Genomic DNA, 13,626 nt, shown 5'->3' on the forward strand with positions numbered 1-13,626 from the left:
CCAGCTACCCTCCGGCCGCAAGCCTCAGTGTCCACCGCCGGACTTCGATTTCTTCCGGCTTCGCGCCAGCATGTTGAGCCCTTCGACCAGGGCCGAAAAACCCATTGCCGCATAAATGTAGCCCTTTGGCACATGATAGCCCATGCCGTCGGCGATCAGCGTCATGCCGATCATCAAGAGGAAGCCCAGCGCCAGCATGACGATGGTCGGATTCCTGGCGATGAAGTCCGCCAGCGGCCCGGCGGCCAGCATCATCACGGTGACGGCGGCGATCACGGCGATGTACATGATGACGATCTCGTCGGTCATGCCGACGGCGGTGATGATGGAATCGATGGAGAAGACGAGGTCGAGCAGCAGGATCTGGAAGATCGCGCCGGCAAGCGAGATCTTGAGCGTCTCGCCCAGCATCGCGTCCTGGTGATCGTCGGGATCGACGGTGTGATGGATTTCCTTGGTCGCCTTCCACACCAGGAACAGGCCGCCGGCGATCAGGATCAGGTCGCGCCAGGAGAAACCATGGCCGAACGCCGTGAACACCGGCGTCGTCAGTTGGACGATGATCGAGATGGTTGCGAGCAGCACCAGCCGCATGATCAGCGCCGCCGAGATGCCGAGCCGGCGGGCACGGGCCCTCTGCCCCTCGGGCAGCTTGTTGGTCAGGATCGAGATGAAAATCAGATTGTCGATGCCGAGCACAATCTCGAGCACCACGAGCGTCAACAACGCGACCCAGGCGGTTGGATCAGAAACGAATTGAAAATGCGGCGCCAGGAATTCAACGAGCTGCATGGAGGTCGTTCCCCTACGATCTAGAGCAGTTTCGTGGCCAGTTAGGTACTATACTCCAGCATATCAATGTCACGACCAGAAGGACGGAGCCGTTTCTTCGAGCCGCGGCCCGCGACGAAACGGCGCGATCCGCTCGGTCAAACCCGTGCGGTCGGAAATATCGACGCCGACACCACACAATGTCGCCGGGCCGGTCGCTGCCTCGAAACGCCCTTTCGGCACTTTCGACAGGAATCGGTTGAGCGGCTCCTCCTTGTCCATACCGAGCGAGGAATCGTAGTCGCCGCACATGCCGGCATCGGAGATGTAGCCCGTGCCGCCGTTCAGGATCTGGTGATCTCCGGTCGGCTGGTGCGTGTGGGTGCCGACGACGAGGCTGGCGCGGCCATCGACGAAATGGGCGAAGCACATCTTTTCCGAGGTCGCCTCGGCATGGAAGTCGATGACCACCGCATCGGCCTGTTCGCCGAGGGGACAGGCGGCAAGCTCGCGCTCGCCAGCCTGGAACGGATCGTCGAGTTCGGGATGCATGAACACCCGGCCCATGATGTTGGCGACCAGCACGCGCGCGCCGCTTCTGGCGATGTAAACGCCGGAGCCGCGTCCGGGCGTGCCTTTGGGAAAATTGGACGGCCGCAGGAAACGCTCTTCACGCGGCGCGAAGGCGAGCGCGTCGCGCTGATCCCAGACATGGTTGCCGGTGGTCACGACATCGGCGCCGGCCGCGATCGTCTCGCGAAAGATCTCTTCGGTGATGCCGAAACCGCCGGCGGCGTTCTCGCCATTGACGATGACGAAATCGAGCTTGAAGTCGGAGATCAGGCCGGGCAACTGTTCCCACACCGCGGTGCGGCCCGTCTTGCCGACCATGTCACCGAGAAAGAGAAGTCTCATCTGCGCTTGATCCCGAAAAGTTGCATGACTTTTCGGCAAAGATCATGCGTTCCAAAGAACTATCTACAATTCCGGCGCGAAGCGGCGCAACCCGCTCTCGGTGAGTATTTCCGGGATGATGACATCATGGTCTTCGTCCGGCACCAGAGCGACCTCCTGGCAATCGAAGGCGATTCCAATCAGCCGTGGCGGCTTTCCCTTGTCGACCAGCCTGGCAATGGCACGGTCATAATAGCCGGCGCCGTAGCCGATGCGATGGCCACGCTTGTCGAAAGCGGCGAGCGGCACCAGCATTACCGAGGGGTCGAGCACCTCGGCCTCTTCGTGCGGGCCGACCGTGCCAAAGCCCATCTCGACCATCGGCGCGCCGCGCACCAGTTCGCGAAAGACGATGGTGGTCTTGTCGAGAATGGCAGGCAGGCAAAGCCTCGCGCCCTTCTCGCGCATGGCGAACATCAGCGGCCGCACGTCAACCTCCGAACGCATCGGCCAGAAGCCGGACACGATCTGGCCGGGCTCCAAGGCGAGGTGATCGCGCGCGGTCTCGGCCATCTCGAGCGCGACTTCCACCCGCCAGAACTCGTCGAGCGCATCGCGGCGGCCAAGCGCTTCCTTGCGCAGCTGTTTTTTCAGGTCTTTTGAGGATGTCATGTAACCACGGTAGAAAAGGTCAGATTTGGATGGAGTTTTAGGAGCGACGTTTTCTACCGCATGATCCACCGAAGTGTCAGCGGTTCGGTGAAAAGATCATGCGCAAATGACAAACAGTGGAGCGAACTTTTCGTTCGTGAGCCCGCACAAAGCGGCGCGACGACAAAATCCGCCCAATGTGCCTTTTCGGCAGGTGACGATCCACACAACCGGTGGAGAGGTCGATCCCGGGTGCCTACAAAGTAGGTGGGCGCCGTGTGAGAAAACCCACGGGTCTTCCCAGGGACAGCTCCCTAAGGATCGTTAAGGCCCCGGGGAAAAGTGTCTCCTGCCGGGAAGCGCAGACCGTCCCCAACAATATAGGCCGATGATACCCTGAGCGCCAGGGAATTGGCATTCTTTCCCTGCGGTTGTCACGGCCTCGCCATCACCTGCCTCCCTTGCGCCAACCGGGCCGCCTCCTTACGGTCGCCCGGAACGAACCAAGGAGCAAAAATGCGTTTCGAAGGCACGGCGACCTATGTCGCCGACAAGGACCTGATGGTGGCGGTGAACGCGGCGATCGCGCTGGAGCGACCCTTGCTGGTCAAGGGCGAGCCCGGCACCGGCAAGACGGAACTTGCTCGCCAGGTTGCGGCGGCCCTTGGGCTGGAGCTCATCGAATGGCACATCAAATCGACCACCAGGGCGCAGCAAGGCCTCTACGAATATGACGCGGTCTCACGCTTGCGCGACAGCCAGCTCGGCGATAGCAGGTTCAACGACATCAAGAACTACATCAAGCGCGGCAAGCTTTGGGAGGCTTTTGCCGCCGGCAAGAAGGTCGTGCTTTTGATCGACGAGATCGACAAGGCCGACATCGAGTTTCCCAACGACCTGCTGCAGGAACTCGATCGGATGGAGTTCTTCGTCTACGAGACCGGCGAGACCATCCGCGCCGCTGTCCGCCCCATTGTCATCATCACCTCCAACAACGAGAAGGAACTGCCGGACGCCTTCCTGCGCCGCTGCTTCTTCCACTACATCCGCTTTCCCGACCTCGAAACGCTGCACAGAATCGTCGACGTGCACTATCCCGGCATCAAGCAGAACCTGGTGCGCGCGGCGCTCACCCAGTTCTATGAAATCCGCGACGTGCCTGGGCTGAAGAAGAAGCCGTCGACCTCCGAGGCGCTGGACTGGATCCGGCTTCTGGTCGCCGACGACATCGCGCCCGAGGATCTGCGCGCCGACCCGAAGAATGCCCTGCCGAAACTGCACGGCGCGCTGCTCAAGAACGAGCAGGACGTGCATCTGTTCGAGCGCGTTGCCTTCATGGCGAGACGGCAGGGCTAGGCTGCCAGCAACAGCGCTTTCCCACGCTGTGGACCGTTGCCGGCGACCGGCCATTGACGCAGCTTCGGACCGAAGCATCGAAGGGAACCAGAAATGTCTGAAATCATCGTCCGGCCGCTCGCGCAATCCGACCACGCCGACTGGCGTCGCCTGTGGACCGACTATCTCACCTTCTATGAGACGAAGCTGCCGGAAGAAGTCTACGCCGTCACCTGGAGACGGCTGTTCACGGAAGGCGAATTCGAGCCGAAGGGTTTTATCGCCACGCTCGACGGCAAAGCCGTCGGCCTCACCCACTATCTCTACCACCGCTCCGGCTGGTCGGAGAAAAACAACTGCTATCTGCAGGATCTGTTCGCCGACCCGGATGTGCGCGGCAAGGGCATAGGGGCGGCCCTGATCGAAGCCGTGAAGCAGGAGGCCGGCAAGATCGGCGTCAAGAACGTCTACTGGATGACGCATGAGACCAACGCCACAGCGCGCAAGCTCTACGACCGTGTCGCGCGCCGCACCGGTTTCATCGAGTATGATCTGCTATAGATAACCAATGTTCATCCCCTTCTTCCTCGAACTGAAGGCAGCGCGCGTTCCCGTTTCGCTCAGGGAATATCTGTCGCTGCTGGAGGGACTGGAAGCCGGGTTGGTCGACTATGACGTCGAGGGTTTTTATTACCTTGCCCGCGCCGCGCTGGTGAAGGATGAGCGCCACATCGACCGCTTCGACCAGGTGTTTGCGCATGTCTTCAAGGGCGTCGAGGCATTGGGCGGCCCGGATGCCATCGATGTCGCCGACATTCCCGAGGAATGGCTGCGCCGCCTCGCCGAAAAGCATCTGACCGAGGAAGAGAAAAAACTGGTCGCAGCGCTTGGCGGTTTCGACAGGCTGATGGAGACGCTGAAGCAGCGGCTCGAGGAACAGAAGGGGCGTCATCAGGGCGGCTCGAAATGGATCGGCACCGGCGGCACCTCACCGTTCGGCGCCTATGGCTACAATCCCGAAGGCGTGCGCATCGGCCAGCACGAAAGCCGCAACCGGCGTGCCGTGAAGGTGTGGGACAAGCGCGAGTTCCGCAATTTCGACGATGCGGTCGAGCTTGGCACCCGCAACATCAAGATCGCCTTGAAGCGGCTGCGCCGCTGGGTTCGCGAGGGTGCTGATGAAGAATTCGACCTGCCCGGTACCCTCCATGCCACCGCCGAGCACGGCTATCTCGATGTGAAGACGCGGCCCGAGCGCCGCAACGCGGTGAAGCTGCTGATGTTCTTCGATGTCGGCGGCTCCATGGATGATCATATCAAGAGCGTCGAAGAGCTGTTTTCGGCCGCGCGTGCCGAATTCCGCCAGCTCGAATATTTCTACTTCCACAATTGCCTCTACGAGGGCGTGTGGAAGGACAACCGACGCCGCCATGCCGAGACGATCCCTACCTTCGACCTGATCCATAAATACGGGCCGGACTACAAGGTGATCGTCGTCGGCGATGCCTCGATGAGCCCATACGAGATCGCGCACCCCGGCGGTTCGGTGGAGCACTGGAATCCGGAGGCCGGCGCCGTCTGGCTCGGCCGCCTCTTGCGGCAATGGCCGAACGCGGTTTGGCTCAATCCGGAGACCGAAAAGAACTGGGGCTACACCCATTCCATCGCCATGATCCGCGATATCTTCGGCGGTCGCATGTTCCCGCTGACGCTGGCCGGGCTTGAGGCCGCGACGAGGCAGCTTTCGAGGAAACATTGATCTGCCGGCTGAGCGGCTGAGATTCAGGTCAGGCCGAGTCGAAAATGGTGTCGTTCGAGAACCGGAGCGGAACGTACTTGAGGTACGTGAGCACCGGAAGCGGAGGACGCCGCCATTTGCAGGCCGGCCTCACCTGAATATCGCTGTAACAAATGCCTATGTTTGTGCGAATATGGCTTGCAACAAAGAACGAGCCGCCAAGGCTGAGGAGATCAAATGGACACTCACACCTACCCCGTCACCCGCACCGATGCCGAATGGCGCGCCCGGCTGACGCCGGAGCAATATGCGGTCATGCGCGGCCACGGCACCGAGCGGCCGGGAAGCTGCGCCCTGCTCTACGAGAAGCGCGCCGGCACCTTTTCCTGTGCCGGCTGCGACCAGCCGCTGTTTGAATCCAAGTTGAAGTTCGAGAGCGGCACGGGCTGGCCGAGCTTCAACGACCCTGTTCCGGGCTCGGTCGAGACCACCGTCGACCGCAGCTACGGCATGGTGCGCACCGAATGCCACTGCGCCCGTTGCGGCAGCCATCTCGGCCATGTCTTCGAGGATGGCCCGCCGCCGACCGGCCTGCGCTACTGCATCAACGGCGTGGCGCTGAAATTCGAGCCGGCGTCCTGAACAGGGCCCGATCGACACTTCCTGCGAAGGGCGGCTCCGGCCGCCCTTTTTCATAGGCAGGCAGCCCGCGTCAGACGACGACTGTCGCGATCAGCCAGAGCGTCGATCCCAGCATGACGAGCGTAGCCTTGGCACCGCCTACTTTCTCGGCCGTCCGCCATACGGCCCATGTCAGGAAGATGTTGTAAGGCACCGGCGCGAAATGCACCGCCAGCACCAGGACAAGCGGCAGCTTCAGGCTGAGCAGGACGAGTGCCGCCACCGATGACGCGATGCTGATAGTGGTGGCTACGAAGACCATGTCGCGCCAGAACAAGCGGTCGAGCGGCACGGTGCCGCGCCAGCGCGACCGGAAGAAACCGGTTTTGTCGCCGATCTCTCCGTGCACCGCGCCCGATGGATCAAAGTCGTTCATCAATCGAGCCTCGCTTAAGTGCAGCGCCGATGGTTTCGGGCGCGTGTCGATGGCAGGACGCCACGAATTCGGCGCGGACAATGCAGAAATCTGCCGTCAAAGCGTGTACGATCACAGAACTGTGACGCTCATCATGTTCTGTCATTTGCAGCGCAAACACGGAGGAGTTCGCAATGGGCGACCATGTCTACAATGTTCTCTTTCTCTGCAACGCCAACTCGGCCCGGTCGATCATGGGCGAGGCCATTCTCAATCGTCTCGGCGCCGGCCGCTTCAAGGCTTATTCCGCCGGCTCTCGGCCAAAGGGAACCGTCAACCCTCGTACGCTGCAGCTGCTGGAGAACCTCAACTACGACACGTCCTTCGCCAGGTCGAAGAGCTGGGACGAGTTTTCCAAACCCGGCGCACCGGAGATGAATTTCGTCTTCACGGTATGCGACAGCACGGCCAATGAAAGCTGTCCGGTGTGGCCCGGCCATCCGATGACGGCACTTTGGGCGGTGCCTGATCCAGCCAAGGCCGAAGGCACCGAAGCGGAGCGGCATTTTGCTTTCGCCGAGGCCTTTCGCATGATGAGCAACCGCATCGCGCTGTTCGTAAACCTGCCGATAGGATCGCTCGATCGACTGGCTCTGCAACAGCATCTGGACGAAATTGGCCACGATCAGCGGCCAGACTGAAGCTGGGTGGCAACGCCGGAGCGGAGTCGTCAGATTTGCGGCCACCCTTCGTGTCCCAGCACCTCGATGACGGCGCGCTCGACGCGCGAGCATTCCGTCACCAGCCAGTCGGCCATTGCCGGCCAGTTGTCCTCGGCAAGGCAGTTGACCCGCCACATCGAGTTGATGCCGAGGCCCGAGCAACTCTGCTCCGGCCTGAGCTTCAGCCTGTCTTCGATCGCCTGCTGGAACGGTTTCAGCCGCGACCAGCTTTCCGTGGCGCCGAATTTCTCGTTGCGGCCGAAGAACACTCCGACATGGTTTTGCGCCGGCGCGACATACATGGAAAGGACCAAGGCGAAGTCGGGCAGCCCGCGCTGCCAGAACCAGGGCCCGCGCCGCGCCAGCCGGGCTCTCTCTTCCGGGTGACGCTCGGCGAACAGCGCCCAGAAGCCGCGATGGCGGAACTCCGAGGCCCGTCGGCCACCGAAGTCGAACTCACTCATGGCCGGGAGCCCCGCACATCCTGGCCGAGACTGTTTCGAAATTCGCTCCGGCGAGTCGTATGGTGGTGGTTTCGAGAACCGCAGCGCAGCGGACACTTGGGTCCGTGAGCAACGGAAGCGCGGAAAACACCATCAGGCAGCCGCCGGAGTAGAGTTTCCAAACGGTCTCCCTACACCATGCCGAGCGCGGCCATGTACAGGTCGAGGATGGCGTCCTCCTCCTGGCGCTCCGCCTGATCCTTCTTGCGCAGGCGGATGATGGTGCGCATCGCCTTGGTGTCGAAGCCGGTGCCCTTGGCCTCGGCGAACACTTCCTTGATGTCGTCGGAGATCGTCTTCTTTTCTTCCTCGAGCCGCTCGATGCGCTCGATGAAGGCACGCAGCTGGCCGGCGGCAACAGTCTGGCTGGTCTCGGTAATATCGTCGGCCATGTTTTTCTCCAAAAATCGACCCCGCGCCGCGACTCGGGAAACGTGCCGCGGCGAATTTCAGCGGTTCGATGCCTGACCAGGGCCACCGGGTCAAGCCGTCATCGGCGGTCGAATCAAGACTGCCGCCAGAAGCGGACAGCCTGACCGCTTGCGCGAACCCTCAGACAAAGGCGATCAGCAGATCCTTCGCATCGATCTGATCACCGGCCTTGACCAGCACCTCGGCGACCGTGCCGTCGCGTTCGGCATGCAGCGCCGTCTCCATCTTCATCGCCTCGATGGAGAGCAGCACATCGCCGGCCTTCACTGCCTGGCCGGCGGCGACCGCGAGCGCCGAAACCACGCCCGGCATCGGCGCCCCGACATGCGCCTCGTTGCCGGGCTCTGCCTTGCGGCGTGCCTTGGCCGCGGAAGCGCCATGCGCACGGTCTGGCACCTTCACACGTCGCGGCTGGCCATTGAGTTCGAAGAACACGGTGACCATGCCCTTGTCATCGACATCGCCGATGGCCAGGCACCGCACCACAAGCGTCTTGCCCTTCTCGATGTCGACGAAGATCTCGTCTTCGGATTTCATGCCATAGAAATAGGTCGGTGTCGGCAGCACGCTGACCGGTCCATAGGTTTCCTGCGCGGCGACGAAGTCGGAAAACACCTTCGGATACATCAGCCACGAAGCGAACTCGTATTCCGAGAGCTTGCGCTCCAGTTTCTCCTCGATCTCCTTACGGCTGGCCTTGAGATTGGCCGGCTTCAACAGCGAACCGGGCCGCACGGTGATCGGCTTGTCGCCCTTCAGCGCCTTCTTCTGCAGTCTCTCGGGCCAGCCGCCGGGCGACTGGCCAAGATCGCCGCGCAGCATCGACACGACCGAGTCCGGGAAGGCGATATCCCTGGCCGGGTTCTCGACATCGGCAACGGTCAGGTCCTGGCTGACCATCATCAGCGCCATATCGCCGACGACCTTGGACGACGGCGTCACCTTGACGATGTCGCCGAACATCAGGTTGACGTCGTGATAGGCCTGCGCCACCTCGTGCCAGCGTGTCTCCAGCCCGAGCGAGCGCGCCTGCTCCTTGAGATTGGTGAATTGCCCGCCCGGCATCTCGTGCAGGTAGACTTCCGAAGCCGGCCCTTTCAGGTCGCTTTCGAAGGCGGCATACTGGTTGCGCACCGCTTCCCAGTAGAACGAGATTTTGCGGATCCATTGCGGATCGAGGCCCGGGTCGCGCTCGGTTCCCTTCAGCGCCTCGACGATCGACCCCAGGCAAGGCTGCGACGTGTTGCCGGAGAAGGCATCCATCGCCGCGTCTATGGCGTCGACGCCGCTCTCCACCGCAGCCAGAACCGTTGCCGCCGACAGGCCCGACGTGTCGTGGGTATGGAAATGGATCGGCAGGTCGGTCGCCTCGCGCAGCGCCTTGAACAGCACGCGGGCGGCCGCCGGCTTCAATAGTCCGGCCATGTCCTTGACCGCGATGACATGGGCGCCGGCAGCCTGCAATTCGCTGGCCAGACCGACATAATATTTCAGGTCGTACTTGGCCCGCGCGGGATCGAGAATGTCGCCGGTGTAGCACATCGCCGCTTCGATCAGCTTGCCCTCGGCACCGACAGAGTCCATGGCGACACGCATGTTTTCGACCCAGTTCAGGCAGTCGAAGACGCGGAACAGGTCGATGCCGCCTGCAGCCGCCTGCTTGACGAAATGCTGCACGACATTGTCGGGATAATTGGTGTAGCCGACGCCGTTGGCACCGCGCAGCAGCATCTGCAGCAACAGATTGGGGGCTGCCTCGCGCACCCGCGACAGCCGCTCCCACGGGTCCTCGGTGAGGAAGCGCATGGCGACATCGAAGGTCGCGCCGCCCCAGCATTCGAGCGACAGAAGCCGCGGCAGGGCGCGCGCATAGGTGCCGGCGATGCCGGCAATGTCGTGGGTGCGCACGCGGGTCGCGAGCAGCGACTGGTGGCCGTCACGCATCGTCGTGTCGGTGACCAGCACTTCCTTCTGCTCGCGCATCCAGGCCGCGAATTTCTCTGGGCCGAGCACATCGAGCTTCTGCTTGCTGCCGCCGGGCACGTTGCCGTTGAGGTAGGGCACGACGGGTGCGGCCGCATCGGCCTTCGGCATCGGCCGGCCGCGCGTCTCGGGATGGCCGTTGACGCTGACGTCGGCTAGATAGTTGAGCAGCTTGGTCGCGCGATCCTGGCGCTTGACCTGCTGGAACAGCTCGGGCGTCGTGTCGATGAACTTGGTCGTATAGGAATTGTCGGCGAAGCTCGGGTGGTTGATGATCGCTTCGAGGAAGGTGAGGTTGGTGGCGACGCCGCGGATACGGAACTCGCGCAAGGCGCGGTTCATGCGGGCAATGGTCTCGGCCGGCGTCGGCGCCCATGCCGTCACCTTCTCCAGCAGCGGATCGTAGAAGCGGGTGATGACCGCGCCGGAATAGGCGGTGCCTCCGTCCAGCCGGATGCCGAAGCCGGTGGCGCCGCGATAGGCGGTGATGCGGCCGTAATCCGGAATGAAATTGTGCTCGGGATCCTCGGTTGTGATGCGGCACTGCAAGGCGTGGCCGTTCAGCCTTATGTCGCGCTGCGCCGGCACGCCCGATTGCGGCGTGCCGATGGCGAAGCCGTCGAGGATGTGTATCTGGGCTTTGACGATATCGATGCCTGTTACCATCTCGGTGACGGTATGCTCGACCTGGATGCGAGGGTTGACCTCGATGAAATAGAATTTTCCGGTATCGGCGTCCTGCAGGAACTCGACCGTGCCGGCGCCGATATAGCTGGTCTCGCGCGCGATCTTCAGCGCATGGCCGCAGAGCTCCTCGCGCTGCGACATTTCAAGGTATGGCGCCGGCGCCCGCTCGACGACCTTCTGGTTGCGGCGCTGGATCGAGCAATCGCGCTCGAACAGGTGCACGGCATTGCCATGGGTGTCGCCAAGCACCTGCACCTCGACATGGCGCGCGCGCTCGATCAGCTTTTCGAGATAGACCTCGTCCTTGCCGAAAGCGGCCTTCGCCTCGCGCTTGCCCTCCGTGACCTCACGGGCAAGATCGGCCTCGGAGCGGATGGCGCGCATGCCGCGTCCGCCACCGCCCCAGGAGGCTTTCAGCATGACGGGATAGCCGATCTCCTTTGCCAGTTTCTTGACCGCCTCCATGTCGTCCGGCAGCGGATCGGTGGCGGGGATCACCGGCACGCCGACCTCGATGGCGAGATTGCGCGCCGCGACCTTGTTGCCGAGGCGGCGCATCGTGTCCGGCTTCGGGCCGATGAAGGTGATGCCCGCCTGCGCGCAGGCTTCTGCGAATTCAGGGCTTTCGGACAGAAGCCCGTAGCCCGGGTGGATGGCATCGGCGCCCGAAAGCCTGGCGACGCGGATCACTTCCTCAATCGACAGATAACTCTCGATCGGCCCCATGTCCTTGTTGAGATGTGGGCCGCGTCCGACCTGATAGCTTTCGTCGGCCTTGAAGCGGTGCAACGAATATTTGTCTTCCTCGGCCCAGATCGCCACGGTTTTGAGGCCCAGTTCGTTGGCCGCGCGAAAGACGCGGATGGCGATTTCTGACCGGTTGGCGACGAGGATCTTCGTGATTGCCAAGGACTGGGCTCCAGTAACGGAAGGGAAGAGAAATCGGCGCAATGATTAGCGTGAAAATGCTGCAGTGCAAACAAAATCGACGCTCATCTAAACCGATTTAAATGGATCATCCGGCCAACATTCGCACGCATTCGTTCGAACGGACGGAACAATGGCGACAATTTCGATCCTGGATGCGATCTTTCCCGGCTGGGAGGAATTGGCAAAGAAGGCCATCCGCCGCCGGAACGCGCCAAAGGAAATGCCCGGCGCGGAGCGCCGGGCATCACTGATGTCAAACCTGCCTGAGCGGCTTATTTCGGGAACCAGGAATACTTCCCGTCGTCCTTCTTCTTCCACTCGTACATGATGTAGCCCGGCAGCTTGGGGTCGCCCTTGGCATCATAGGCGAGATCGCCCAGAACCGTGGGGAACGGGCCGTTCTCATGCATCGCCTTGGCAACGGCCTGCGGGTCGTTCGTCTTGGCGGCGGCGGCCGCCTCGGCGACAACCTGCACGGCGGCATAGGCGTAGAGCGTGTAGGCTTCCGGCTCGAAGCCCTGCGCGCGGAACTTCTCGACGAGTTCCTTGTTGGCCGGGATCAGGCGCGGGTCGGGGCCGAACGTGTTGAGCGTGCCGGCGACGGCGTCGCCCGCGATCGCGGCGAGTTCGTCCGTCACGATGCCGTCACCCGACATCATCGGTGCCTTGAGGCCCTGGTCCGCGGACTGGCGGATGATCAGGCCGGCTTCGGTATGTAGGCCGCCCCAGTAGATCAGGGTGACGCCGGCTTCCTTCATCTTGGCGATGAGCGCCGAGAAGTCCTTGTCGCCGACATTGACGCCTTCATACATGACTTCCTTGACGCCAGCGGCGTTCATCGCCTTCTTGGTTTCATCGGCGAGGCCCTGGCCATAAGGGGTCTTGTCGTGCACGATAGCGACTTTGGCATCCTTGAAATTCGCGGCGATATAGGCGCCGGCGATGCTGCCTTGCTGGTCGTCGCGTCCGCAGGTGCGGAACACGTTCCACAGACCGCGCTCGGTGAACTTCGGGTTGGTCGCGGCCGGCGTGATTTCGACGATATTGTTTTCGGCGTAGACTTCCGAGGCCGGGATCGACACGCCCGAGTTGAAGTGACCGATCACGAACTTGACGCCGTCGCCGACGAACTTGTTGGCGACCGAGATGCCCTGCTTCGGATCCGAGACGTCGTCGCCGACTTCGAGCTTGATCTGCTCGCCGTTGATGCCGCCCTTGGCGTTGATCTCGGCGACAGCTGCCTCTGCGCCCTTCTGCAGCTGCGCGCCGAAGGCCGCGTTCGGACCGGTGATCGGACCGGCGACGCCGAACATTACATCAGCCCACGCGTTGCCGCCGAACGCGACCAGCGCGGTCAGGGCGACGGCGGACAATAGTGACTTTTTCATTGAAACGCTCCCATTAACGGAGTGGGCGTGAATGAAGCTTTCATGCGATGCCCACCCTTATCGCAGAAAGCATAGTTTGCCGATTTTCAGGCACTTGTCACGCCGATTCATCCTTGAGGCGGCGTTAATGATGAACCTCAACCTTTCGGTTTCCAGCTCAAGATTGAAGCTCTTTCGTAGAGCCAATTATATTGTGTCACCATCTGGTTGGTTCGTGTGTATTGATAGCCGATGAAGCCCAGTATCATCAGCACGATGGTGTCGACGATATAGTAATGCAGCGAGAACATCGTGCCGTCGAACAACGCGTGATGGATGAAGCGGATGCCGATGCCGAGCCCCAGCAGATAGGCGAACAGCTGGATGAAGCTGCGCCATGTCTGGGCGCTGGCCTTGCCCGTCATCCAGGCCGCCCAGCCGCCGAGCAGGCAGGTGACGAAGAAGAACTGCCAGATCGACGGTTCCTCGTAGAGAATGCCTTGCATGGTGGAGACTCCTGAACTCAGTGGTGGCCGCCTTCGAGATAGGCGGCGCGCACTTCGGGATTGGCGAGCAG

Annotated in this window: 14 protein-coding genes and 1 other RNA gene; 5 read left to right on the top strand and 10 right to left on the bottom strand. The window is 62.0% G+C overall.

Features of this window, described 5'->3' with window-relative positions; translation table 11 throughout:
- Window positions 1-24 precede the first annotated feature (24 nt).
- The 4 genes from FJ958_RS23525 to ssrS all read right to left on the bottom strand — a co-directional run bounded on the left by FJ958_RS23525 (window position 25) and on the right by ssrS (window position 2,687).
- Entirely contained in the window at window positions 25-792 is a 768-nt protein-coding gene (locus tag FJ958_RS23525; RefSeq protein ID WP_140745902.1) for a TerC family protein, read from the bottom strand.
- A gap of 69 nt (window positions 793-861) precedes the next feature.
- Window positions 862-1,686: a YmdB family metallophosphoesterase gene (locus tag FJ958_RS23530; protein WP_140694830.1), complete on the bottom strand. Its 825-nt coding sequence runs from the start codon at window positions 1,684-1,686 to the stop codon at window positions 862-864.
- Between the two features lie 63 nt (window positions 1,687-1,749).
- The gene (locus tag FJ958_RS23535) at window positions 1,750-2,337 is read right to left on the bottom strand and encodes a 5-formyltetrahydrofolate cyclo-ligase (protein WP_140745904.1); all 588 of its coding nucleotides are present in this window, start codon (window positions 2,335-2,337) and stop codon (window positions 1,750-1,752) included.
- Window positions 2,338-2,531: 194 nt separating this feature from the next.
- Window positions 2,532-2,687, bottom strand: a non-coding RNA gene (ssrS, locus tag FJ958_RS23540) — 6S RNA.
- A gap of 145 nt (window positions 2,688-2,832) precedes the next feature.
- Between ssrS and FJ958_RS23545 the strand changes: the two genes are divergently transcribed.
- From FJ958_RS23545 to msrB, 4 genes are all read left to right on the top strand, one after another.
- Window positions 2,833-3,672: a MoxR family ATPase gene (locus FJ958_RS23545; protein WP_140745906.1), complete on the top strand. Its 840-nt coding sequence runs from the start codon at window positions 2,833-2,835 to the stop codon at window positions 3,670-3,672.
- Between the two features lie 93 nt (window positions 3,673-3,765).
- A complete protein-coding gene (locus tag FJ958_RS23550; protein WP_140745908.1) occupies window positions 3,766-4,212 on the top strand; it encodes a GNAT family N-acetyltransferase in 447 nt (148 codons plus the stop codon).
- A 7-nt stretch (window positions 4,213-4,219) separates the two neighbouring features.
- Window positions 4,220-5,410, top strand: coding sequence for a VWA domain-containing protein (locus tag FJ958_RS23555; protein WP_140745910.1), 1,191 nt, complete (start codon window positions 4,220-4,222; stop codon window positions 5,408-5,410).
- 216 nt (window positions 5,411-5,626) lie between these two features.
- Window positions 5,627-6,031 carry a peptide-methionine (R)-S-oxide reductase MsrB gene (gene msrB / locus FJ958_RS23560; protein WP_140745912.1) on the top strand — a complete coding sequence of 135 codons (405 nt, stop codon included), beginning with the start codon at window positions 5,627-5,629 and terminating at the stop codon, window positions 6,029-6,031.
- A 70-nt stretch (window positions 6,032-6,101) separates the two neighbouring features.
- Here msrB and FJ958_RS23565 read toward each other — a convergent pair whose 3' ends face one another.
- A complete protein-coding gene (locus FJ958_RS23565; RefSeq protein ID WP_140745914.1) occupies window positions 6,102-6,446 on the bottom strand; it encodes a hypothetical protein in 345 nt (114 codons plus the stop codon).
- A 173-nt stretch (window positions 6,447-6,619) separates the two neighbouring features.
- Between FJ958_RS23565 and FJ958_RS23570 the strand changes: the two genes are divergently transcribed.
- Window positions 6,620-7,126 (top strand): arsenate reductase ArsC, encoded by a 507-nt coding sequence (locus tag FJ958_RS23570; RefSeq protein ID WP_140745916.1) that lies wholly within the window; start codon window positions 6,620-6,622, stop codon window positions 7,124-7,126.
- A gap of 29 nt (window positions 7,127-7,155) precedes the next feature.
- Here the strand turns inward: FJ958_RS23570 and FJ958_RS23575 are convergent, their stop codons facing one another.
- From FJ958_RS23575 to FJ958_RS23595, 5 genes are all read right to left on the bottom strand, one after another.
- Window positions 7,156-7,611, bottom strand: a complete 456-nt coding sequence (locus tag FJ958_RS23575; RefSeq protein ID WP_140745918.1) for a hypothetical protein — start codon at window positions 7,609-7,611, stop codon at window positions 7,156-7,158.
- 170 nt (window positions 7,612-7,781) lie between these two features.
- A complete protein-coding gene (locus tag FJ958_RS23580) occupies window positions 7,782-8,042 on the bottom strand; it encodes a DUF2312 domain-containing protein (RefSeq protein ID WP_140608373.1) in 261 nt (86 codons plus the stop codon).
- Between the two features lie 160 nt (window positions 8,043-8,202).
- Window positions 8,203-11,661: a pyruvate carboxylase gene (gene pyc / locus FJ958_RS23585; RefSeq protein ID WP_140745920.1), complete on the bottom strand. Its 3,459-nt coding sequence runs from the start codon at window positions 11,659-11,661 to the stop codon at window positions 8,203-8,205.
- 293 nt (window positions 11,662-11,954) lie between these two features.
- Complete coding sequence (locus FJ958_RS23590; protein ID WP_140745922.1) at window positions 11,955-13,070, bottom strand: branched-chain amino acid ABC transporter substrate-binding protein; 1,116 nt, start codon at window positions 13,068-13,070, stop codon at window positions 11,955-11,957.
- A gap of 137 nt (window positions 13,071-13,207) precedes the next feature.
- Window positions 13,208-13,555 carry a DUF6867 family protein gene (locus FJ958_RS23595; RefSeq protein WP_140697456.1) on the bottom strand — a complete coding sequence of 116 codons (348 nt, stop codon included), beginning with the start codon at window positions 13,553-13,555 and terminating at the stop codon, window positions 13,208-13,210.
- Window positions 13,556-13,626 lie beyond the last annotated feature (71 nt).

Source organism: Mesorhizobium sp. B2-3-5 (assembly GCF_006442395.1).
Taxonomy (GTDB): Bacteria; Pseudomonadota; Alphaproteobacteria; order Rhizobiales; family Rhizobiaceae; genus Mesorhizobium.

Bases quoted from the DNA above. Each gene is read 5' to 3' on its own strand.
- FJ958_RS23525 (WP_140745902.1), bottom strand. From the start codon at position 792: ATGCAGCTCGTTGAATTCCTGGCGCCGCATTTTCAATTCGTTTCTGAT.
- FJ958_RS23530 (WP_140694830.1), bottom strand. From the start codon at position 1,686: ATGAGACTTCTCTTTCTCGGTGACATGGTCGGCAAGACGGGCCGCACC.
- FJ958_RS23535 (WP_140745904.1), bottom strand. From the start codon at position 2,337: ATGACATCCTCAAAAGACCTGAAAAAACAGCTGCGCAAGGAAGCGCTT.
- FJ958_RS23545 (WP_140745906.1), top strand. From the start codon at position 2,833: ATGCGTTTCGAAGGCACGGCGACCTATGTCGCCGACAAGGACCTGATG.
- FJ958_RS23550 (WP_140745908.1), top strand. From the start codon at position 3,766: ATGTCTGAAATCATCGTCCGGCCGCTCGCGCAATCCGACCACGCCGAC.
- FJ958_RS23555 (WP_140745910.1), top strand. From the start codon at position 4,220: ATGTTCATCCCCTTCTTCCTCGAACTGAAGGCAGCGCGCGTTCCCGTT.
- msrB (WP_140745912.1), top strand. From the start codon at position 5,627: ATGGACACTCACACCTACCCCGTCACCCGCACCGATGCCGAATGGCGC.
- FJ958_RS23565 (WP_140745914.1), bottom strand. From the start codon at position 6,446: ATGAACGACTTTGATCCATCGGGCGCGGTGCACGGAGAGATCGGCGAC.
- FJ958_RS23570 (WP_140745916.1), top strand. From the start codon at position 6,620: ATGGGCGACCATGTCTACAATGTTCTCTTTCTCTGCAACGCCAACTCG.
- FJ958_RS23575 (WP_140745918.1), bottom strand. From the start codon at position 7,611: ATGAGTGAGTTCGACTTCGGTGGCCGACGGGCCTCGGAGTTCCGCCAT.
- FJ958_RS23580 (WP_140608373.1), bottom strand. From the start codon at position 8,042: ATGGCCGACGATATTACCGAGACCAGCCAGACTGTTGCCGCCGGCCAG.
- FJ958_RS23590 (WP_140745922.1), bottom strand. From the start codon at position 13,070: ATGAAAAAGTCACTATTGTCCGCCGTCGCCCTGACCGCGCTGGTCGCG.
- FJ958_RS23595 (WP_140697456.1), bottom strand. From the start codon at position 13,555: ATGCAAGGCATTCTCTACGAGGAACCGTCGATCTGGCAGTTCTTCTTC.